Here is a 22,249-nt window from a genome sequence, read left to right as displayed (position 1 = left end):
AAGCCTGAATATGAACTCGTCCGTCTCTGCTCTGCCGCTGTCCACCTTGAGTCCCGCCAATGAAGCGCTGACCCTGCGTCTGCCCAGCTCGTTGCAACTCAAGCAGCAACTGCCCCTCAACAACGCCCTGACCCGACAAGTCGCCGCCCACCGTGACGCGGTCCGCGCGATCCTCAACGGTGAAGATTCCCGTCTGCTGGTCATCGTCGGCCCTTGCTCGATTCACGATCCACAGTCCGCCCTCGAATACGCGACCAACCTCGCTCGCCTCGCCGCCGAAGTCAGCGACGAGATGCTGTTGGTAATGCGCGCCTACGTCGAAAAACCCCGCACAACGGTCGGCTGGAAAGGCCTGGCCTACGACCCGCGGCTTGACGGCAGCGATGACATGGCCGGCGGTTTGACGCTGTCGCGTGAACTGATGCGCGAAATGCTGCGCCTCGGTTTGCCGATTGCCACCGAGCTGTTGCAACCGATGGCGGCCGGCTACTTCGACGACCTGCTGAGCTGGGTTGCCATCGGAGCCCGCACCACCGAGTCACAAATCCATCGGGAAATGGCCAGCGGCCTGGGCATGCCGGTCGGCTTCAAGAACGGCACCGATGGCGGCGTGGCCGTTGCCAGCGACGCCATGCGCTCGGCCGCCCACCCGCATCGCCATTTCGGCGTCGACAGCCAGGGACATCCAGCGGTCATTCAAACCCCAGGCAATCTTGACACCCATCTGGTATTGCGCGGCGGTCATCGCGGACCGAACTATGATCGCGACAGCGTCGCTCAGGTGAACAACGACTTGACCCGACTCAAGATCCCGGCACGGATCATGGTCGACTGCAGTCACGCCAACAGCGGCAAAGACCCGGCCCGCCAGCCAGCCGTGTTCAACGATGTACTTGAGCAACGCCTTCAAGGTGATCGATCGCTTATCGGCATGATGATCGAGAGCCATTTGTTCGAAGGCTGCCAGCCATTGAGTCCATCGCTGCGCTACGGCGTATCGGTAACAGATGGCTGCCTTGGCTGGGCCGCAACCGAACAACTGTTGCGCCAGGCCGCCGACCGGCTTCGGGCACAAAACAGCGTTCAACACCCGGCATAACCACTGCCGACCTTCCAGCCCTCGAATGAGGGCTGGGCGTCTGAAAAGCGAATCAGTTGACAGGTAAACGGCGTAAGTACAGTAGGCCGTTGCATTGATGCGCCTCACAAACGACAAAAAGATGTCCAAATATTCCGAACCGGACCTCACGCTCTTTCGGACTTTCCTACGTTTTCTATACCTTTTTCATCAGCTTACAGCGGATTCCTCATACATCGCCGAGCAGCTGGTGTGCTTTAGAGTGAGCCCATATTCACATCTCTGAACCACAGCGAAAAAGGAATGAACATGCTACGGAATGCAACCACCCAGTATCCAATCCTGCTGATCCACGGGCTCTTCGGCTTTGATCGCATTGGCAAAGTCGAACTTTTCCATGACGTCAAGCAGGCCCTCAGAAGTGCCGGCGCAAGAGTATTTATCCCCCACCTCTCGGCTACCCAAAGCAACGAGGTGCGTGGCGACCAACTGTTGGCACAGATCGAACGGGTGCTGGAAGGAACCGGCGCCCAACAGGTCAACCTGATCGGTCACAGTCAGGGTGCCCTCGCGGCACGTTACGCAGCCGCCATCGCGCCGGAGATCGTCGCGTCGGTGACCTCGGTCAGCGGCCCGAACCACGGCTCGGAACTGGCCGACTTCCTGCGCAAGGCCCTCACGCCAGGACGACTACCGGAACACGTCGCGGCAACGGTTGCGACGCTGTTTGCTGATTTCCTGTCGCTGCTCAGCGGCCACCAGACATTGCCGCAAAATGCCATCGCCGCGCTGAATGCGTTGACCACTGAAGGCGTGGGTGCTTTCAACGACAAATACCCGCAAGGACTGCCGAAAACCTGGGGTGGCAAGGGCCGTGAACTGGTTAACGGCGTGCGTTATTACTCCTGGAGCGGAACATTGCAGGGTGACCTTCTCGATAAAGGGCTGGAGGCGGTCAGTCCGCTGCACGGTTTCCTCCAGGCCTTCTCCCGCTACTTCACCACCGAGGCGGAACAGAATGACGGCATGGTTGGCCGCTATAGCTCCCATTTAGGCAAAGTTATCCGTTCCGACTATCCGCTGGATCATCTGGACAGCCTCAGTCAAACCGCCGGCCCGCTGCGCAAGGGCATCGACCCGATTGCCTTGTATGTGCAGCACGCCGAGCGCCTGAGAAATGCCGGCCTATAATTCGTCCGGAACTTTGACGAGAAATAGGCCACTGAATCCGGTAGGCTCCGCACTTTACTGAACATTGAAAGGAGAATTTTTTCATGGCTAAAGCCACTGCCCGTCACATCCTGGTTGCCTCGGAAGCCAAGTGCAACGAACTCAAAGCGCAGATCGAAGGCGGCGCTGATTTCGCCGAAGTTGCCAAAGCCAACTCCACTTGCCCGTCCAGCCGTCAGGGCGGTGACCTGGGTTCGTTCGGTCCAGGCCAGATGGTCAAGGAGTTCGACGCCGTCGTCTTCAGCGCACCGATCAACGTGGTGCAAGGCCCGGTCAAGACCCAATTTGGTTATCACCTGCTGGAAGTGACCAGCCGTCAGGACTGATCAACGCTCTGATATTCTGCACAGCGGCCCGCCTTTTGGTGGGCCGTTGTGTTTCGGATATGTAATACGGCTGGCGAGGGACGCGCCGCTAGCGTACAAATTGCGGTTATCGACCACCCGGCTCTAAGGCTGACAATGCGACTGGCTTTCCCCACTTTGTTGTTCACTGCCGTGGCCCTGCTATTGGGTGCTGCCGGTGTGAATGCAGCACCGCAACATGCGTTGACCGTGTACGGCGAACCGGCGAAGTACCAAGCCGGCTTCAGTCATTTCGCCTACGCCAACCCGCGAGCCCCCAAGGGCGGCACGATGCGTCGCTCGGCCATCGAAATCGGGCATTTCGACCATATATTGCCGTACATCGACAAAGGCATTGGCGTCACGCAGATCGACGGCTTGCTCTACTCGCCCCTGGCCCAGCGTTCGCTGGACGAACCCTTTACCGTGTACGGCCTGGTGGCACAGAAAATGGAGCGCTCCGACGACGGTATGTCGCTGCGCTTCTACTTGAACCCGAAGGCACGTTTCGCCGACGGCACACCGATTACCGCCCAGGACGTGCGCTACACCTTCGACCTGTTGATGACCCAGGGCAGCCTGCGCTATCGCACCCAGTTCGCCGACGTCAAAGGCGTCGAAGTCGAAGCACCGCTAACGGTCCGGTTCGACTTCAAAAGCAACGAAAACCGCACCCTGCCCCTCGACATCGCCACTTTGCCGGTATTTCCCGAACACTGGTGGAAGACCCGCGACTTCGCCAATGGCGGTGGTTATGAGGCGCCATTGGGCAGCGGCCCTTACAAGGTGGGCAAAGTCGATTCCGGTCGCAGCATCACCTTCGAGCGCAACGCCACCTGGTGGGGCAAGGATTTGCCGGTCAGCCGCGGCCTCTACAACTTCGATCATTTCAGCATTGAGTACTTCGGCGATACCGACGTCGCACGCCAGGTCCTGCGTGGCGGCGCCTACGACTACAACCGCGAATTCTCCGCGACCGGTTACTCCATCGGCTACGAAAGCCCGGCCCTGAGCGACGGCCGCCTGCAAAAAGCGCATCTGGCCACAGAAGCCCCGCAATCGGCCCAGGGTTTTGTCTTCAACCTGCAAAACCCGATGTTCCAGGACCGCCGAGTGCGCCAGGCCCTGGCCATGCTCTGGGATTTCGAGTGGAGCAATCGGCAGATGATGCGCAACCTCTACATCCGCCAGCAGAGCTTCTTTTCCAACAGCGACCTCGCCGCTCGCCACCTGCCGGATGCCGGCGAACTGGCGATTCTCGAACCGCTGCGCGGGCAAATTCCCGACGAGGTCTTCACCCACGTCTTCGAAGCGCCGAAAACCGATGGCAGCGGCGTGATTCGCGACAAACAACTGCAAGCGCTGGGCTTGCTCGAGCAGGCCGGCTGGAAACCCGATGGCGACCATTTGGTCAATGCCGAAGGCACGCCGCTGAGTTTCACCTTCCTGGTCAGCCAGAACGGCATGGACCGGTTGCTGCTGCCTTACAAGCGAACCTTGAAACAGATCGGCATCGACCTGAATATTCGCCGCATCGACTCGTCCCAGTACGTGAATCGCCTGATGAGCCGCGATTACGACATGATCGTCACCGGCTACCCGGTCACTACTTCACCCGGTGGCGAGCTGTTCAACTACTTTGGTTCGACCTCAGCTCACGATCCCGGCGCCAACAACTACATGGTGCTGAAGAACCCGGCGGTCGACACCCTGATCAACGGGCTGGTCCGCGCCGACACCCAGCCGCAAATGCTGCGTTACGCCCACGCACTCGACCGGGTGCTGCAATGGAACTACTACTGGATTCCCAACTATTACCCGCCGGGCACTTCAACGGTGTGGTGGAACCGGTTCGGCATGCCCAACGAGCAGGCCAGCAATGACGAAGCCATCGAAAGCTGGTGGGAAGTGAGCACCACGCCACTGACCAACCAGCAGATGACAGCCGAAAAAATCCGCCGAGGCACACCCGGAGGGCCGCATTGATGTGGGCTTATATACTGCGGCGCCTGCTGCTGATCATCCCGACGCTGGTGATCATTCTTCTGGTCAACTTCATCATCGTCCAGGCCGCGCCCGGCGGTCCGGTGGAACAGGCCATCGCGCACTTGCAAGGCATCGGCGGCGCGAGTGTCGGCGGCGGCTCTGGCGAAACCCTGTCCGGCACGTCCCGGGCCAGTCGCGGCCTCGACCCGCAATTGATCAAGGACATCGAAAAGCAGTACGGCTTTGACAAGCCGGCACCCGAACGCCTGTGGCTGATGCTCACCAGCTACGCGCGCCTGGACTTCGGCAAGAGCTTCTTCCGCGGCGCGACCGTCACCGACCTGATCCTGGAAAAAATGCCGGTGACCATTTCCCTCGGGCTCTGGGCGACGCTGATCACGTACCTGGTGTCGATCCCGCTGGGCATCCGCAAGGCCGTGCATCATGGCAGCCATTTCGACATCTGGAGCAGCACGGCAATCATCATCGGTTACGCGATGCCGGCGTTCCTGTTCGCGATGTTCCTGATCGTGGTCTTCGCCGGTGGCACCTCGCTGAACTGGTTCCCGGTGCGCGGGCTGGTTTCGGACAACTTCGAATCGCTGTCGACCGTGGGCAAGATCGCCGACTACTTCTGGCACCTGGTGTTGCCGGTGACGGCGCTGGTGATTGGAGGTTTCGCCACCCTGACGATCCTCACCAAAAACTCGTTCCTCAATGAAATCACGCGCCAGTACGTGGTCACCGCGCGGGCCAAAGGCTTGAGCGAACGACGCGTGCTGTACGGCCATGTGTTCCGCAATGCGATGTTGCTGGTGGTGTCGGGGATTCCCCAGGCGTTCATCAGCGTGTTCTTCGCCGGCTCGCTGCTGATCGAGGTGATTTTCTCCCTCGATGGCCTGGGGCGCATGAGCTATGAGGCTGCCGTGTCGCGAGATTATCCGGTGGTGTTCGGCTCGCTGTTTATCTTCACGCTGTTCGGGCTTTTGATAAAACTGATCGGCGACCTCTGCTACACCCTGGTCGACCCGCGTATCGACTTCGCCGCGAGGAACGCCTGATGTTCAAGCTCTCGCCATTAGGCCGTCGCCGCTTTGAACGCTTCAAGAAAAACCGCCGGGGCTGGTGGTCGCTGTGGCTGTTCATCGGTCTGTTTTTGCTGACGTTAGGCGGCGAGTTGATCGCCAACGACAAACCGCTGATGGTCAGTTATCAGGGCCAGTGGTACTTCCCGGTATTCAAGCGCCACACCGAGCAGGAGTTTGGCGGGCAACTGCCGTTTCAGGCTGATTATCGCAGCGACTATGTGCAGAAGCTGATTCACAAGGACGGCGGCTGGATGCTGTTCCCACCGATTCCGTTCAGCGATGACACGCCCAACTATGAACTCAATAAACCGGCACCGAGCCCGCCCTCGAGTGTCAATTGGCTAGGCACCGACGACCAGTCCCGGGACGTCATGGCCCGGGTGATTTTCGGTGCACGGGTGTCGATCCTGTTTGCGTTGATGCTGACCTTTGTCAGTGCGCTGATCGGCATCGCCGCCGGCGCCCTGCAAGGCTATTACGGCGGCTGGGTCGACCTGTTGGGTCAACGCTTGCTGGAGGTCTGGTCCGGGCTGCCGGTGCTGTACTTGCTGATCATTCTGTCGGGGTTCGTCGAGCCGAATTTCTGGTGGCTGCTGGGGATCATGGCGCTGTTTTCCTGGCTGGCGCTGGTCGACGTGGTGCGCGCCGAGTTCCTGCGCGGGCGCAATCTGGAATACGTCAAAGCCGCCCGAGCGCTGGGCCTCTCGGATCGTAAAGTGATTGTCCGGCACATTCTGCCCAACGCCATGAACGCGACCTTGAGCTACCTGCCGTTCATTCTCACCGGCGCGATTTCCACCCTTACAGCGCTGGATTTCCTCGGTTTCGGCATGCCGGCGGGCAGCGCATCGCTGGGCGAGTTGATCGGCCAGGGCAAGCAGAACCTGCAAGCGCCGTGGCTGGGACTGACAGCATTTTTCACTTTGGCGCTGATTCTTTCCTTATTGGTTTTTATCGGCGAGGCGTTGCGCGATGCGTTTGATCCGCGCTTTTGAGCCGTGCTCTTGAGCCGTGCTCTTGAGCCTCGATCGTAAAATGGGACAGCTGATATGAGTACCAACCTGATCGAAATCCGTGACCTCAGCGTGGCCTTCAATGGCCAGACGGTGGTGCGCAACCTGTGCCTGGACATCCACCCCGGCGAATGCCTGGCGTTAGTGGGCGAGTCGGGCTCCGGCAAATCGGTGACGGCCCACTCGATCCTGCAACTGCTGCCCGAGACCGGCACCCAGACCACGGGCAGCATTCGCTATCGCGGCAAGGAACTGCTCGGCGCCCCGCCCCAGGTGTTGCGTGAGTTGCGCGGCAACCGGATCGCGATGATCTTTCAGGAACCGATGACCTCGCTCAATCCGTTGCACAGCATCGAAAAGCAGATCGGCGAAACCCTGCTGGTGCACAAGGGCCTGACGGGCAAAGCGGCGCAAGCGCGGATACTGGAGTTGCTGCATCTGGTCGGGATCCAGAAGCCCAAGGAGCGGCTCAAGGCTTACCCCCATCAACTGTCCGGCGGCCAGCGGCAACGGGTGATGATCGCCATGGCTCTGGCCTGCGAGCCACAGTTGCTGATTGCCGACGAACCCACCACGGCGCTGGACGTGACGGTACAGCGCAAAATTCTGATTCTGCTCAAGTCCTTGCAACAGCGGCTCGGCATGTCGCTGCTGCTGATCAGTCATGACCTTAATCTGGTGCGCAGCATCGCTCAGCGCGTGTGCGTGATGAAGGCCGGGGAAATCGTCGAAGAGGCCACGTGCGAAACGATCTTCACCGAACCGAAACATCCCTACAGTTGTTTGCTGCTGAACGCCGAACCGGAAGGCGGAGCCCTGCCCCGGGACGAGCGCGAGAACGTGCTGGAAGTGGACAACCTGCGTGTGCAGTTTGCCCTCGGTGGCGGCTTGTTCCAGCGCAAGACGTACCTGAACGCGGTGGACGGCATCAGCCTCAACATTCAGCGCGGTAAAACCCTGGGCATCGTTGGCGAGTCCGGCTCGGGCAAGTCGACGCTGGGCCAGGCGATCCTGCGCTTGCTCGACTCCGAAGGCAGCATTCGCTTCCAGGGCGAAGCGCTTGACGGTCTGACGCAAAAGCAGCTGCGGCCCTGGCGCAAGAAAATGCAGGTGGTGTTTCAGGACCCCTTCGGCAGCCTCAGCCCGCGCATGTCCGTGGCGCAGATCATCAGTGAAGGGCTGGAAGTGCATAGCCAGCTGACGGCGCAAGAGTGCAAGGCCGAAGTGATTCGCGCGCTGGAAGAAGTCGGCCTCGACCCGCAAAGCCGCGATCGCTATCCCCACGAGTTCTCCGGCGGACAACGTCAGCGCATCGCGATTGCCCGGGCGCTGGTGCTGAAACCGGCGCTGATTCTGCTCGACGAACCGACCTCGGCACTGGATCGCACCGTGCAAAAACAAGTGGTCGCCCTGCTCCGCCAGCTTCAGGAAAAACACGGCCTGACCTACCTGTTCATCAGCCACGACCTGGCGGTGGTACGTGCCCTGGCCCACGACCTGATCGTGATCAAGGACGGCAAAGTGGTGGAAAGCGGTGCCAGCCACGACGTATTCGATTCGCCGCAGCATCCGTACACCAAAGAGCTGTTGGCGGCGGCGCATCCGCGGTAGGCATAATCGCGGCCATCGCGGGCAAGCCTCGCTCCTACAGGTTTTGTGGTTACCGTTGAATTTGTGGCTCGACGCAAACCCTGTAGGAGCGAGGCTTGCCCGCGAAGAGGCCCGCCAAGACAACACACATTCTGGACATGAAACCCATGAACACCACCGAAAGCCTCAAGGACTACCAGCGCGTTCGCCTGCTGGCGATCCGTTCGCTGTTCGAAATCATCGAGCAGTCCAGCGAAGGCACGGTGATTGTCGACCGCGATGCGAACATCGTCTGGATGAACGAGCGCTATGCCCGACGCTTCGGTCTGGAGTCCGCCGAAGGGGCCATCGGCAAAGCCTGCGAAAGCGTGATACCGGGCAGCTTGTTACGTGAGGTGGTTCGCACCGGCCGCCCGATCTTGCTGGACATGCAGGACACGCCAAAAGAACCGTTGGTGGTCATGCGCTTGCCGATCCACGACGACGCTGGCGCCGTGATCGGCGCCATTGGTTTTGCGCTGTTCGACGAACTGCACAGCCTGTCACCGATGCTCAAACGTTACCTGAGCATGCAGGAGGAACTGGCCTCCACCCGCTCGTTGCTGCGGTCGCGGCAAACCAAATACAACTTCGCCCACTTCATCGGCACCAGCGCCGCCAGCCTGGAAGTCAAACGCCGCGCCCGGCGCAGTGCCAGTGCCGAGTCACCGGTGCTGTTGCTCGGCGAAACCGGCACCGGCAAGGAGCTGCTGGCCCAGGCGATCCACGGTGCATCGCCACGTGCGCACAAAGCCTTCGTCAGCATCAACAGCGCGGCGATTCCCGAGTCGTTGCTGGAAGCCGAATTTTTCGGCACAGCGCCGGGCGCCTTCACCGGCGCCGATCGCAAGGGCCGGGCCGGCAAGTTGCAGATCGCCCAGGGCGGCACGCTGTTTCTCGACGAAATCGGCGACATGCCGCTGCCGCTGCAAAGCAAGTTGCTGCGCGTGTTGCAGGAAAAGGAATTCGAGCCGGTCGGTTCCAATGAAGTCGTCCAGAGTGATGTGCGAGTGATTGCAGCCACCTCCACCGATCTGGAAGCGGCGATCAAGCGCGGCGAATTTCGCGCCGATTTGTATTACCGCCTCAACGTGCTGCCGATCAACGTGCCGCCCCTGCGCGATCGTCTTGATGACTTGCCAGCGCTCAGTGAAGCGATCCTTGAGGAACTGCGCAGCCAGCATGAGTTGAACACCGAAGCCTTGGATCTGCTGGGGCAGCATGCCTGGCCGGGGAATATCCGCGAACTGCGCAATGTGCTGGAACGCGCGGCGCTGCTCAGTGACGACCTGGTGCTGAATGGAGGGGACATCCGCGCGGCAATCGGGACGTTTACGCCGGTGGAGCGTGTGGCGCCGAGTGTCATTGAGGCGGTCGCGCATGAGACGTTCAGTGAGGCGCGGGAGCGGTTTGACCGGCAGCTGATTGAATCTGCCTTGGCGCAATGCGGGGGCAAGGTGATTGACGCGGCGGCGCGGCTGGGGCTGGGGCGGTCGACTTTGTATAAGAAGATGGTGGCGTTGGGGATTGTTGAGTCTCCATAAGGAGACATGCATCTCCATTGGTAGACAGGACCTCTTCGCGGGCAAGCCTCGCTCCTACGGGGCACGGGCGCTTCCATTTGCGGGCCCGACCAAAAACCTGTAGGAGCGAGGCTTGCCCGCGAAGGCATCCGCACGGGCGGAAAAAATCTCAGATTAGAGACAAATCATTCAACATCACCTTACCAAAAAATAAATATCCTTATATTTCAATACGTTGCATTCATGGCACGAATCTCGCTAAAGCCCTCTCCCACAAAAGATCCACCCTACAAAAATAACAATCCAGGAGACACACCATGAGTGTGATCATTGCCTTGGCAGCCCTCACGCTGCTGATGCTGGCTGCTTACCGTGGCTACAGCGTTATTCTCTTCGCCCCGATTGCCGCCCTCGGCGCCGTCTTGCTCACCGACCCTTCCGCCGTCGCCCCTGCTTTCACTGGGGTGTTCATGGAGAAAATGGTCGGCTTCATCAAACTGTATTTCCCGGTGTTCCTGCTCGGCGCGGTGTTCGGCAAGCTGATCGAGCTGTCGGGTTTCTCGCGCTCCATCGTCGCGGCAGCGATTCGGCTGCTCGGCACCCGCCAGGCCATGCTGGTGATCGTGCTGGTCTGCGCCCTGCTGACTTACGGCGGCGTGTCACTGTTTGTGGTGGTGTTCGCGGTCTATCCGTTTGCCGCTGAAATGTTCCGCCAGAGCAACATCCCCAAGCGGCTGATCCCGGCGACCATCGCCCTCGGCGCCTTCTCGTTCACCATGGACGCCCTGCCCGGCACCCCGCAGATCCAGAACATCATCCCCAGCACCTTCTTCAACACCACCGCGTGGGCGGCGCCGTGGCTGGGTGTGATCGGCGCGATCTTCGTGTTCAGCGCCGGCATGCTGTTTCTCCAGCGCCAGCGCAACAAGGCTCAGGCCGCCGGTGAAGGTTATGGCACCGAACTGCGCAACGAGCCTGAAACCGCGCCCGACATCAAACTGCCGAACCCGTGGATCGCCCTGTCGCCGCTGCTGGCCGTCGGCATCATGAACCTACTGTTTACCCAGTGGATTCCGCAGTGGTACGGCAAGACCCACAGCCTCGCGCTGCCGGGCATGGCCGCCCCGGTCACCACCGAAATCGCCAAGCTCACGGCGATCTGGGCGGTTCAGGCGGCCTTGCTGGTGGGCATCATCATGGTGCTGGTGTTCGGCTTCAAGGCGATTCGCGGCAAGTTGGCTGAAGGCAGTCGCAGCGCGGTCGGCGGCTCGTTGCTGGCCGCGATGAACACTGCGTCGGAATACGGCTTTGGTGCTGTGATCGCTTCCTTGCCGGGCTTCCTGGTATTGGCCGACTGGCTCAAGAGCATTCCCAATCCGCTGGTCAACGAAGCGATTACCGTAACCCTGCTGGCCGGCATCACCGGGTCGGCGTCGGGCGGCATGAGCATTGCGCTGGCAGCCATGGCCAATGACTTCATCGCTGCGGCCCACGCTGCCAACATCCCGCTGGAAGTGCTGCACCGGGTGGCCTCGATGGCCAGTGGCGGCATGGACACCCTGCCGCACAACGGCGCGGTGATTACCCTGCTGGCGGTCACCGGCCTGACCCACCGTGAAGCCTACAAAGACATTTTCTGTATTACGCTGATCAAGACCCTGGCGGTCTTTGTGGTGATCGGTACTTTCTACGCCACTGGCATTGTGTGAGGTATACATGACGACTCTTTCGGGCAAGACCGCACTGGTCACCGGCTCCACCAGCGGCATTGGCCTGGGCATTGCCCTGAGCCTGGCCAAGGCTGGCGCCAATCTGATCCTCAACGGTTTCGGCGATGCGTCCAAGGTGATTGCCGAGGTCGAGCAATTCGGCGGCAAGGTCGGCCATCATCCGGCCGATGTCAGCGACCCGGCGCAGATCGCCGACATGGTTGCCTACGCCGAGCGTGAATTCGGCGGCGTCGACATCCTGGTCAACAACGCCGGAATCCAGCACGTGGCGCCGGTCGAAGCGTTCCCGGTAGAACGTTGGGACTCGATCATTGCGATCAACCTGTCCTCGGCGTTCCACAGCACCCGCTTGAGCCTGCCGGGCATGCGCGCCAAAGGTTGGGGACGGATCATCAACATCGCCTCGGTGCACGGCCAGGTGGGCTCGGTGGGTAAAGCCGCCTACGTCGCGGCCAAACATGGCGTGATCGGTTTGACCAAAGTCGTCGGGCTGGAAACAGCGACAACGAATGTGACCTGCAACGCCATTTGCCCGGGCTGGGTGTTGACGCCGCTGGTGCAGAAGCAGATTGATGATCGCATCGCGACCGGGATCGAGCCGCAACAGGCGCAGCATGATTTGCTGGCGGAGAAGCAGCCGTCGCTGGAGTTCGTCACACCGCCCCAATTGGGTGAACTGGTGTTGTTCTTGTGCAGTGAGGCCGGAAGCCAGGTGCGCGGCGCGGCGTGGAATATTGATGGTGGGTGGTTGGCGCAGTAATCAGTCAACACCCCCCTGTTATGATCGTTCCCACGCTCTGCGTGGGAATGCAGCCCGGGACGCTCTGCGTCCAAAGAGCCGAACGCGGAGCGTCCGTTGAGGCATTCCCACGCGGAGCGTGGGAACGAGAGAGGCAAGCCATGTCCGACACCCTCTGGCAACCCAGCGCCGAGCGCATCAGTAATACCCGCATGGAGGCCTTCCGGCGCTTCATCGTAAAGCGGCACAACATCCACCTCGACGACTACCCCGCCCTGCACCAATTCTCCATCGACAGGCGCGAAGCCTTTTGGCAGGCGATCGTCGACTTCTTCGACATCCGTTTCCACGACCAACCAGACGCGGTACTGGTGGAAGGCCCGCAAATGCCCAGCGCCGAGTGGTTCCCAGGCGCCACCCTGAATTTCGCCGAGCACTTGCTGCGCCGTCGCGACGATGCCGTGGCGGTAATTGCCATTGGCGAGAACGGCCAGCGTGAACACCTGACCTGGGTCGAACTTGCCGAGCATGTCGCCGGTTTTCAGAACAGCTTGATCGCCGCCGGTGTCGGCCTCGGCGACCGTGTCGCCGCGTGCATGCCCAACACCTGGCAAACCCTGGTGGCCATGCTCGGCACCACCAGCCTGGGGGCGATCTGGTCCTGTTCATCACCGGACTTCGGCACCCAGGGCGTCATTGACCGTTTCGGCCAGATCGAACCGAAAGTGCTCATCACCTGCGCCGGTTATCGCTATGCCGGCAAGGACATCGACCAGACCGCCAAGGTCAATGAAATCCTCGAACGCCTGCCGTCCTTGCAGCAGTTGATCGTGGTGCCATATGCCCGGCCACAGGCACACATCGAGCATTTCCACACCCGGGCCAACGTGACGCTTTGGGATGATTTCTACGACATCGGCGGCGAGCCGGATTTCGTCCCCGTGCCTTTCGCCCATCCGCTGTACATCCTCTATTCCAGCGGCACCACTGGCGTGCCGAAATGCATCGTCCACAGCACCGGCGGCGTGTTGCTGCAACACGTCAAGGAACACGGGCTGCATTGCGACCTCGGCCCCGACGATCGGCTGTTTTACTACACCACCTGCGGCTGGATGATGTGGAACTGGCTGGTCTCGGCCCTGGCCGTGGGCAGCGCGGTGGTGCTGTACGACGGCTCGCCGTTCCATCCGGATCCCCACCGCTTGATCGACCTGATCGACGATGAACGCATCAGCGTCTTCGGTACGAGCCCAAAATTCCTCGCGACCTTGGAAACCCATGGTGTCAAACCACGCGAGAGCCATGACCTGAGCAGCCTGAAAACCCTGCTCTGCACCGGTTCAGCGTTGTCACCACAGAGTTACGACTACGTTTATCGCGACCTCAAGAGCGACCTGTGCCTGGCCTCGATGTCCGGCGGTACCGACATCGTTTCGTGCTTTGTGAACAGCAATCCTTTTGAGCGAGTGCGTCGCGGCGAAATCCAGGGCAAGAGCCTGGGCATGGCGGTTGAAGTCTGGAGCGACGACGGCAAGCCTGTGATCGGCGAGAAAGGTGAACTGGTGTGCACCCGGCACTTCCCGGCCATGCCCATCGGTTTCTGGAACGACCCTCTGCAGGAAAAGCTGCGCGCTGCGTATTTCAGTCAGTTCCCCGGCGTCTGGGCCCAGGGCGATTACGCCGAACAACTGCCCCACGGCGCGATGATGATCCACGGCCGCTCGGACGCAGTGCTCAACCCCGGCGGCGTTCGCATCGGCACGGCGGAAATCTATCGTCAGGTGGAGAAGGTCCAGCAGGTGCTGGACAGCGTGGCCATTGGTCAGCAATGGCAGGATGACGTGCGGGTGGTGCTGTTCGTGAAATTGCGCGACGGCGTCGAACTGGATGAGGCCTTGCAGCAGCAGATCCGCCAGGTCATCCGCGCCAACACCACGCCGCGGCATGTACCGGCGAAGATCGTCGCGGTGACCGATATTCCACGGACCATCAGCGGCAAGGTCGTTGAGCTGGCGGTGAGGAACGTGGTGCATGGACAGAAGGTGAAGAACACCGATGCGCTGGCCAATCCCGAGGCGCTGGAGCAATTTCGGGATCGGCCGGAACTCGCTTTTTAAACGGTTCTATTGAACGCTCGTGCCAGGCCTGCCAGTGCCAGAGGCAGGCCTCTGCGCAGGCACGGAATGGTTCAACGTGATCCGCACCGGATCGACGATCGCGCTATCGGGATTTGCTTCCAGTGTGTTCCGCAGGAGCGACATGTTGCGGTCAAACCCGGCCTCGTCGGTGTGCAACTGGCTCAGCAGCGAAGTGACCACCGCCAGTGAGTCGGCGTTTTCAAAGGCTTTGGAACTGGCGTGACGGGCATTGCCTTCATCTGTCACCGCAAGCCGGCCGGAGGCCAGGTTCAGCAGCGACGCCACGTCCAGCGACTGTCCACCGCCGACGTTGCCAGCGTCGCGGGCATAGGCGACATCACCGATCTGCGCAGGCCCGTGAAACAGCTCATGGATCAAGTCGTCTGCGACGACTTCATGGTTGAATCCCAGGCCAATGAAGTGCCGGTTGAGATTGGACGTATAGATTTCAATGAACTTCGCGTCGGATTGCCCGGCTGCACCTTTCCACTGTTGGTAAGCGCTCGTGTCGAAAGCGGCAATGTGGTGGGTGTCCTTAAGTGGATCAAGGATGAAGTTACTGATGGAAACGCCCGCAAAGTCGGCCCTGACCGCTCTCAAATAGTTCAACAACTGATTGATTGCATCGTTCGAGTCGCTTCCCATCAGCAGTCTGGCAACCAGATTGCGCTGCGACTCAAAGTCACGATGGGTCAAGGCATTGATCGCGTTTTCGATTTTCGTCCGGGCCCGCGGCAGACTTTCTTCGATGAACTGCCGGGTATAACTGACAGGCAATGTCTTGGTAGATCGCGGCAAGCGGACAGGAGCCACATAGGCAAAGTTGTCGAGTTTTGGTCCCCAGGCTTTGCCCAGACGGTCGAGGGCATACCATTGAAAATTGTTGCGGGCCGCCACCACCGTGAGTTTCTCGCCGATTGCACCACGGGGTCGCCAGGTACCCTGTCCGGCGTTGACGTTACTGGCTGCGCGGACCAGGTCATAGGATTTGTGGCTGCCATGGAGTCTGCCCAACTGGGACTTTGCCAGTCCGAGAAGCTCTTCAGTCTGCCTGCTGAACCGTAACGTGCCCTTGTGGATGAGTTTCCCGGCACCATAAAACACCGTTGGCACATCATCCACGGGGTTGAACAGGGAAACGGACGTCACAAACGCCAGTTTGGTCAGGCGGGCGCCTTTGGACGACAAGGAGATCGCCTTCGACGAGATGCTCAGCGCTTTGGCGCCAGCCCCCACAAATGCGCCGCCCAAAGCCATAGCGTCCATGACGCAACCGTAGATCCCGTCAACGACCTTATTGTGTTCTCCAGAAGACAAATCCTCGATGCACTTCTTGAACGGAACCACCAGATTCACGATGTAATCTGCAGTCTCTTCGCCATTTTTGCGTTCTGTTTCAAGTGCTGTCGGCACCGTGGCCATTAACTCGATTTCGTCAAATGTGCGCAACGGATGATTGTTCACAACGAACTCGGCAATTCGCAGCAGCTGCGGATTACCGAAATTACGGTAGTTACTCTGCTGCCGCGCCGTCACAGACGCTGGTGCGGTGAGCTCACCCAGTTTTTCAATAATCCCCATGGTGGTGCTGGCGTCATTTTCAGCGAAAACGCCGCTAGTGAATTCAACAACCGAAAGAGGCAACAATTCGGGAGTCGCAGGTCGCAGGGGCGCATTCAGCTCCCCGTTAAAATCCATTCGGGCGGCAGTCCGCAATTTGCCCGTTGAGGTTATCAGCGAGGCCAGCGTGGTGTTTTTCCGTAATTCACCCCGCAAGGTAAACAACTCATAACATGCAACCGCATTGCCGTGGGCAGCGAACATTACAATGCCAAAACGCCCCTTCACAGCATCGTTACTTTGCTGGGTTTCGTAAGTCGTTGAAATGGGCACCGGCGATAGTGAGAAGTAAGACTCGGTTCTGATCGCTGGAAGACGAACGGTAAAAAAGGTGATCTTACCTTTTAGAAAAATCTCCAGATCATGGGCAAGCATGTGTGAAAGGGCCAACTTCACATTGGTCGCCAGCGCTTTATTCAAATTACCGAGATAATCCCGTAACAGGCGATGGTATTCGACATTGTTGGCCGGCAGGCTCCGTAACCTTGGAAAGCGGCTATAAAGGCTGGTGACGGAGGGATCGTAGTGAGTGGGTCTTTTTTGATTGGTCACACCAGCCAACAAATCAGGCGTTCTGGAAATAACGTTGCCGGGAAAGACCGCGCGGAAATCCCACTGGCCAACCGCGAGATCGGCCGACATGTGCAAGCCGACCATCGACATGGGATTGGGGGATGCATAAAGGCCGGGGTGTTGATAAAGCACTTTGTCGTCCAGGAAATGACACTCCGGCACCGCTCCTTTCAACGCTTCGCGCGCGATGGTTTCGCGGTTGGGCATGGGGATGGAATAGACGTTCGCCAGATGGGTGAAGTTCTCCGCGTATGCCTGGAACGCCGTGATTGCCCGCTCGGTGGTTTCCTTTGCCGCTTGAGTAAGCTCGCTTGCGCTGATAACGCCATTCAATAGCGCCCAGTCAACGATCGGATCGATCATTGCCAACTCCCGCAGTCGGGACAGCGGTTCGCTGACAGGCTCCAGTTCGATATAAGCCATGATCTGCGCATACGTCAGCACACGCGACGCACCTTTCCTGACCGCTTCCGCCAGAGCAACGCCATGGCAAAAGGTGACCCAGGCAACCGAGCCCATCGTCATCGATGCTGGCACGCCCTTGACCAGAAATTCCGGCGCGATGTCCGCCAGCAGCAGATGACACGCCAGCGGCGCCGCGGCAGGATCAACCCAGCCTTTGGTATAGAGAAAGGCCTGCAACTGCTCGCGCACCATGGCCGGCGACCGCTCAACGTTGCTCGGCGCATATAAAGCGAACCCGGCGATACGCTTTCGGTCTTGGGTGCTACCCAGAGACGGATAAAGATCCAGCAACAGGCTGGTTACCAGCAGTTGCTCAAGATCTTGTGAAGAGACGTCTTGCCCGGATTGCGCGCCGAACCAGGCCGACTCCTCCAGGAGTTTCCTGGCACAGGCTTGGGCCACCGGATGCTTGATCAACTGAACAATCCGTTCAGCGGCATTATCGTGCGTCGCAATGACGCGCCCCGTTTCGCGGAACAACTTATCCAGCAGTTTGGTGTTTTTGGCGACACGCTGGGTGACCTGCCGAATGGCGTCGCGCTGCTCAACCGACAAGACGGCTAACGACGGATCATCCGTAACAAGCTGCCCCCAATAGTTACCCAACTCATCAACCTCAGGATCGAACTCGAAAAGCGCGATCAGGTTTTTTGTTTCGCTGGCATTCCTTGGAACCGTCAGGCCATGAAACTTCATCCATTGGTCCACATCGACGAAATCTTCGCTATAAATGTAACCACCGGCTTGTTTGGCAATATCACCTATCACCAGAAGCTTCTGACAATAGTGGGACTCCTGGACGATATTCACGTCGACGACGTCCCACACTAACCGGTCTTTTCGGAATATCTCAAGCCCGCCGGTTTCGTTGATACGGGTCGCTGCCATGTTCTCGGGGCGGTGGCGACGGAGTTCGTCCATCACGACCGTGTAGTTGGCCAGGTTATTCCATGCCACTCGACCCGGCATATGGACTTCATACAGCGAAGAACCTTTCGCCAGCTCAAACTCGTAGCCTTGCCAATGGTAGGGCCCTTCGTCCTCTTGATCCTCGAAGACACTTTGCAATAAGCGCACAACCACCTGCCGCTCAGCCGCATCAGCCTTTAACCAAAGATGTTGAACTTCGGAAACCGCCCCGGACAACTGATAGTCTTTATATTTAAACTTAGAAGACACCTAACAACCTTATGAAATTAGTTAACTGATTAGTTCAACGAAGGTGAATCCTGACTCATCGAAGAATAACTAAACAGTAAAAAGTCATAAGGCAATATTTCATAACCACTCACACTAACAACACAATCAATCCATCAATCCATCAATCCCCAGTCTCCACTCGGCGCATTAACGGTCGAAGCCCCTGTACCATAAAGTTTAAGACGCAATTTCAGATTGCTCAGCGAGTCCGCATGCTTTAGCGCCTCCTCCTCACTGATTGCGCCTTCCACCACTAGTGCATACAGTGCGCCATCAAACGTCTGCATACCGAACTCAGCAGACTTTTCCATGATGTTTTTAAGTTCGTCCAGTTCATTGCGTCTAATCAAGTCAGCAACCGTCGCTGTTCCCAACATCACTTCCACTGCCGCCCTGCGCTGACCGTCGCGGGTACGCACCAGTCGTTGGGAAACAAACGCTTTCAGATTGTTGCTCAAGTCATGCAGCAACTGCATCCGCCGCTCTTCGGGAAAGAAATTGATGATGCGGTCCAGCGCCTGATGGGCGTTGTGCGCGTGCAACGTAGAGATCACCAGATGACCGGTATCGGCAAATGCCAGCGCATGCTCCATGGTTTCGCGGTCGCGAATTTCACCGATCAGCACCACGTCCGGGGCCTGGCGCAGGGTATTTTTCAATGCTGCATGAAAACTGCGGGTATCAACGCCGACCTCGCGCTGGTTGATGATCGACTGCTTGTGCCGATGGATGTACTCGATCGGGTCTTCGATGGTGACGATGTGGCCAGTGCTGTGCCGGTTGCGATAATCGATCAACGCCGCGAGGGAGGTAGACTTGCCGCAATCGGTGGCACCGACGAACAGTATCAATCCTTGTTTGAGCATCACGGTTTCGAGCAGCACCGCCGGTAGTTTGAGGTCTTCGAAACGCGGGATGTCGAGCTTGATGTTGCGTGCCACGATTGACACATCGTTGCGTTGCTTGAAGATGTTGACCCGAAAGCGACCGACACCCGCCAAGGAGATCGCCAGGTTCATCTCCAACTCCCGGTCGAACTCCAGGCGCTGTTCGGCGTCCATGATGGACTTGGCAATCGCCGCAACGTCTCCCGGTTTGAACGGCTGATCGGTCAACGGCTTGAGCACGCCGTCGAACCGTGCGCTGGGTGGCGCGCCGGTGGAGAGATAGAGATCGGATCCGTTCCGGTCAGCCAGTATCTGCAACAGTGCATCGATTTCCATGGCAAAAAGCACCCGCGAAGCATTCAATGAAAAAACAATGACCCATGGCGGGTCATCCAGCGTCTACCGCCCTGCAAGGATAGTAGACGCCGCCACACCGACTTAAGCGCAGGACAATTTGATGAACGCATCACCGACGGGCAGCGATGCCCAGGCCCTGATCGCCAGACTGGACTGGACACGCACCCCGCTGGGCGCTGCCAGTACCTGGCCACAGAGCCTGCGTACCGCGGTCGACATCGTGATTCATTCACCGATGCCGATGCTGTTGCTCTGGGGGCCGCAGCTCACGCAGATCTACAACGACGGCTTCGCCCTCCTCGCCGGCAGCAAACATCCACACGCTTTCGGACAACCGACGCACCAGATCTGGCCAGAACTCCAGGACTTTACCGACCCCATTTACAGCGCCGTCCTACAAGGCCAGGTGCGAACCTACAGCGAACAACGCTTCAACTTGCAGCGCGACGAAGGTGATTCCGACTTCTGGCTGGACCTGACCTACAGTCCGATCCGCGATGAAAACGCTCAGGTCGCCGGCATTCTGGTCACTGCCATCGAAACCAACGAACGCCGCCGCATCGCACTGGAACTCGAACAGCGGTCGGCCGCCAGCCTCAAGGCCCAGCACGAAACCGAACAGCGTCTGCAATTGGCTCTGGCGGCCACCGACGCCGTCGGCACCTGGGATTGGGACATCGGCGAAGACCGCTTCATCGCCGACGCGCGCTTCGCCGAACTGCACAACATCGACCCGCTGCTCGCCAGTCAGTTGCCCATCAGCGCCTACCTCCAGGCCGTGCACCCGGAAGATCGCGCAATGGTCGCCCGCAGCATTAAATATTCCATCACCCACGGCACCGAATACGCCGAGGAATATCGCCTGCTGCAACCCAGCGGTCACCTGCGCTGGGTGTTTGCACGCGGTCGCTGCTACAAGGACCACCATGGCCGGCCGATCCGGTTCCTTGGGGCTGCCCTGGATTTGACCGAACGCAAACTCACCGAGCAAGCCCTGCGCCAGAGCCAGACCGAGCTGCAGCTGATCATCAACGCCATGCCGATCCTGATCAGTTACGTCGACCGCAAAGAGCGGTTTCGCCTGAACAACGCCGCTTATCTGGACTGGTATGGCCTGACACCGCAGGAACTCTACGGCCGCACCATTCGTGAAGTGTTGGGCGAGGACGCCTATGCCCTGCGTGCCGAGCACATTGCCGAGGCGCTGACTGGCAAGCCGTCCTGTTTCAGCATTGATGCTCCCCACCGGGATGGCAGCACGCGGCATGCGCTGATGAACTACCTGCCACGTCACGGCCCGGATGGCGCGGTGAATGGTTTCTACATCTTCGTGATCGACGAAACCGAGCGCAAACAGACGGAAGAGGCGCTGCGCAATCTCAACGATACCCTTGAGGAACGGGTCGCCGCCCGTACCCAGCAACTGGCCGAAGCCAACCAACGGCTGCAAAACGAGATGTGCGAGCGCGAACGCGCGGAAGATGCCTTGCGCCACGCACAGAAAATGGAAGCGGTCGGGCAGCTTACCGGCGGCATCGCCCACGACTTCAACAACATGCTGACCGGGATTATCGGCAGTCTCGACCTGATGCAGCGCTATATCGCTGACGGGCGAACCGCCGAGATTGGCCGATTCACCGAAGCAGCGGTGTCCTCGGCCAATCGTGCTGCGGCCCTGACCCATCGCCTGTTGGCATTCTCCCGGCGTCAGTCGCTGGATCGCAGGCCGCTGAACGCTAATGATCTGGTGCACTCACTGGAAGATTTGCTCAGCCGCACCAAGGGCGAACACATCGAGCTCAAGCTGCTGCTGGCCGACGAGGTCTGGCCGGTGAGCACCGACGTCAGCCAACTGGAAAACGCGCTGCTCAACCTCGTCATCAACGCCCGGGATGCCATGCCCGATGGTGGCGAGTTGCTGATTGAAACCGCTAACGTGCACCTCGACGGCAGCGACATCACCACATTGGAATCGGTCAAGGCCGGGGATTACGTGAAGATTGCCGTCAGCGACAACGGCAGCGGCATGACACCGTCGGTATTGGCCAAGGCCTTCGACCCGTTTTTCACCACCAAGCCCATCGGCCAGGGCACTGGCTTGGGTTTGTCGATGATTTACGGATTCGCCCAGCAGTCGGGCGGGCATGTCAGCCTGTTCAGTTTGCCGGGCAAGGGCACCAGCGTGCGCTTGTACTTACCGCGGTTGCACACAACAGAACCGCAAAACGTCTTGCTGCCGTTGACCGGTGCGGCGCCGGCGGCGATTGCCGGTGAAACCGTGGTGCTGGTAGAGGATGACCCGGCTGTACGGATGCTCGTGCTCGACCTGCTCAACGAGCTGGGTTACCACGCCCACGAAGCCGAAGACGCGAAGACCGCCCTGCCCTTGCTGGAGTCGGACCTGCGGGTCGATCTGCTGGTGACTGATGTGGGCCTGCCGGGCATGAACGGCCGACAACTGGCGGAGATCGCTCGTCAGTACCGCCCCGAACTCAAGGTCCTGTTCATGACCGGTTATGCGGAGAAAGCCGCCGAACGCCAGGGTTTCCTGGAAGAAGGCATGGACATGGTCGCCAAACCGTTTTCCATCGACCTGTTGGCCAACAAGATTCGCACGATGATCGGCCAACCGGAGTGAGTTGAGGCATA

The 22,249-nt window shown here is 59.4% G+C and carries 14 protein-coding genes; 12 read left to right on the top strand and 2 right to left on the bottom strand.

Going from position 1 to position 22,249, the window contains the following annotated elements; genetic code table 11:
- Window positions 1-10: 10 nt before the first annotated feature.
- The 11 genes from ACA068_RS14185 (at window position 11) to ACA068_RS14135 (ending at window position 14,477) form a co-directional block, all read left to right on the top strand.
- A complete protein-coding gene (locus tag ACA068_RS14185; protein ID WP_497310381.1) occupies window positions 11-1,099 on the top strand; it encodes a 3-deoxy-7-phosphoheptulonate synthase in 1,089 nt (362 codons plus the stop codon).
- Between the two features lie 288 nt (window positions 1,100-1,387).
- Complete coding sequence (locus tag ACA068_RS14180; protein WP_497310380.1) at window positions 1,388-2,269, top strand: esterase/lipase family protein; 882 nt, start codon at window positions 1,388-1,390, stop codon at window positions 2,267-2,269.
- Window positions 2,270-2,352: 83 nt separating this feature from the next.
- A complete protein-coding gene (locus tag ACA068_RS14175) occupies window positions 2,353-2,634 on the top strand; it encodes a peptidylprolyl isomerase (RefSeq protein WP_046048458.1) in 282 nt (93 codons plus the stop codon).
- A gap of 135 nt (window positions 2,635-2,769) precedes the next feature.
- Window positions 2,770-4,638, top strand: coding sequence for an extracellular solute-binding protein (locus ACA068_RS14170; RefSeq protein WP_497310379.1), 1,869 nt, complete (start codon window positions 2,770-2,772; stop codon window positions 4,636-4,638).
- Window positions 4,638-5,699 (top strand): microcin C ABC transporter permease YejB, encoded by a 1,062-nt coding sequence (locus ACA068_RS14165; RefSeq protein ID WP_497310378.1) that lies wholly within the window; start codon window positions 4,638-4,640, stop codon window positions 5,697-5,699. The genes ACA068_RS14170 and ACA068_RS14165 overlap by 1 nt, the downstream gene beginning before the upstream one ends.
- Entirely contained in the window at window positions 5,699-6,721 is a 1,023-nt protein-coding gene (locus tag ACA068_RS14160; protein ID WP_497310377.1) for an ABC transporter permease, read from the top strand. The genes ACA068_RS14165 and ACA068_RS14160 overlap by 1 nt, the downstream gene beginning before the upstream one ends.
- Before the next feature lie 54 nt (window positions 6,722-6,775).
- Window positions 6,776-8,350 (top strand): ABC transporter ATP-binding protein, encoded by a 1,575-nt coding sequence (locus ACA068_RS14155; protein ID WP_497310376.1) that lies wholly within the window; start codon window positions 6,776-6,778, stop codon window positions 8,348-8,350.
- 146 nt (window positions 8,351-8,496) lie between these two features.
- The gene (locus ACA068_RS14150) at window positions 8,497-9,912 is read left to right on the top strand and encodes a sigma-54 interaction domain-containing protein (protein ID WP_497310375.1); all 1,416 of its coding nucleotides are present in this window, start codon (window positions 8,497-8,499) and stop codon (window positions 9,910-9,912) included.
- 296 nt (window positions 9,913-10,208) lie between these two features.
- Window positions 10,209-11,600, top strand: a complete 1,392-nt coding sequence (locus ACA068_RS14145; RefSeq protein ID WP_497310374.1) for a GntP family permease — start codon at window positions 10,209-10,211, stop codon at window positions 11,598-11,600.
- A gap of 7 nt (window positions 11,601-11,607) precedes the next feature.
- Window positions 11,608-12,381, top strand: a complete 774-nt coding sequence (locus tag ACA068_RS14140; RefSeq protein ID WP_497310373.1) for a 3-hydroxybutyrate dehydrogenase — start codon at window positions 11,608-11,610, stop codon at window positions 12,379-12,381.
- 140 nt (window positions 12,382-12,521) lie between these two features.
- On the top strand, window positions 12,522-14,477 hold the full coding sequence (locus ACA068_RS14135; RefSeq protein ID WP_497310372.1) for an acetoacetate--CoA ligase: 1,956 nt from the start codon (window positions 12,522-12,524) through the stop codon (window positions 14,475-14,477).
- Between the two features lie 6 nt (window positions 14,478-14,483).
- Here ACA068_RS14135 and ACA068_RS14130 read toward each other — a convergent pair whose 3' ends face one another.
- The gene (locus tag ACA068_RS14130; protein WP_497310371.1) at window positions 14,484-18,335 is read right to left on the bottom strand and encodes a hypothetical protein; all 3,852 of its coding nucleotides are present in this window, start codon (window positions 18,333-18,335) and stop codon (window positions 14,484-14,486) included.
- A gap of 134 nt (window positions 18,336-18,469) precedes the next feature.
- Window positions 18,470-19,579, bottom strand: a complete 1,110-nt coding sequence (locus ACA068_RS14125) for a PilT/PilU family type 4a pilus ATPase (RefSeq protein ID WP_497310370.1) — start codon at window positions 19,577-19,579, stop codon at window positions 18,470-18,472.
- 121 nt (window positions 19,580-19,700) lie between these two features.
- Between ACA068_RS14125 and ACA068_RS14120 the strand changes: the two genes are divergently transcribed.
- Window positions 19,701-22,238, top strand: coding sequence for a hybrid sensor histidine kinase/response regulator (locus ACA068_RS14120; protein WP_497310369.1), 2,538 nt, complete (start codon window positions 19,701-19,703; stop codon window positions 22,236-22,238).
- Window positions 22,239-22,249 lie beyond the last annotated feature (11 nt).

The sequence above is a fragment of the Pseudomonas sp. LBUM1660 genome, assembly GCF_059695935.1.
Note: the sequence above shows the minus strand (reverse complement) of the source record. Positions and strands in the feature narration are given on the sequence as shown.

Excerpts from the sequence above, each read along its gene's own strand:
- ACA068_RS14165 (WP_497310378.1), top strand. The coding sequence starts at position 4,638 with ATGTGGGCTTATATACTGCGGCGCCTGCTGCTGATCATCCCGACGCTG.
- ACA068_RS14160 (WP_497310377.1), top strand. The coding sequence starts at position 5,699 with ATGTTCAAGCTCTCGCCATTAGGCCGTCGCCGCTTTGAACGCTTCAAG.
- ACA068_RS14135 (WP_497310372.1), top strand. The coding sequence starts at position 12,522 with ATGTCCGACACCCTCTGGCAACCCAGCGCCGAGCGCATCAGTAATACC.
- ACA068_RS14140 (WP_497310373.1), top strand. The coding sequence starts at position 11,608 with ATGACGACTCTTTCGGGCAAGACCGCACTGGTCACCGGCTCCACCAGC.
- ACA068_RS14185 (WP_497310381.1), top strand. The coding sequence starts at position 11 with ATGAACTCGTCCGTCTCTGCTCTGCCGCTGTCCACCTTGAGTCCCGCC.
- ACA068_RS14120 (WP_497310369.1), top strand. The coding sequence starts at position 19,701 with ATGAACGCATCACCGACGGGCAGCGATGCCCAGGCCCTGATCGCCAGA.
- ACA068_RS14145 (WP_497310374.1), top strand. The coding sequence starts at position 10,209 with ATGAGTGTGATCATTGCCTTGGCAGCCCTCACGCTGCTGATGCTGGCT.
- ACA068_RS14180 (WP_497310380.1), top strand. The coding sequence starts at position 1,388 with ATGCTACGGAATGCAACCACCCAGTATCCAATCCTGCTGATCCACGGG.
- ACA068_RS14170 (WP_497310379.1), top strand. The coding sequence starts at position 2,770 with ATGCGACTGGCTTTCCCCACTTTGTTGTTCACTGCCGTGGCCCTGCTA.
- ACA068_RS14125 (WP_497310370.1), bottom strand. The coding sequence starts at position 19,579 with ATGGAAATCGATGCACTGTTGCAGATACTGGCTGACCGGAACGGATCC.
- ACA068_RS14155 (WP_497310376.1), top strand. The coding sequence starts at position 6,776 with ATGAGTACCAACCTGATCGAAATCCGTGACCTCAGCGTGGCCTTCAAT.
- ACA068_RS14175 (WP_046048458.1), top strand. The coding sequence starts at position 2,353 with ATGGCTAAAGCCACTGCCCGTCACATCCTGGTTGCCTCGGAAGCCAAG.
- ACA068_RS14150 (WP_497310375.1), top strand. The coding sequence starts at position 8,497 with ATGAACACCACCGAAAGCCTCAAGGACTACCAGCGCGTTCGCCTGCTG.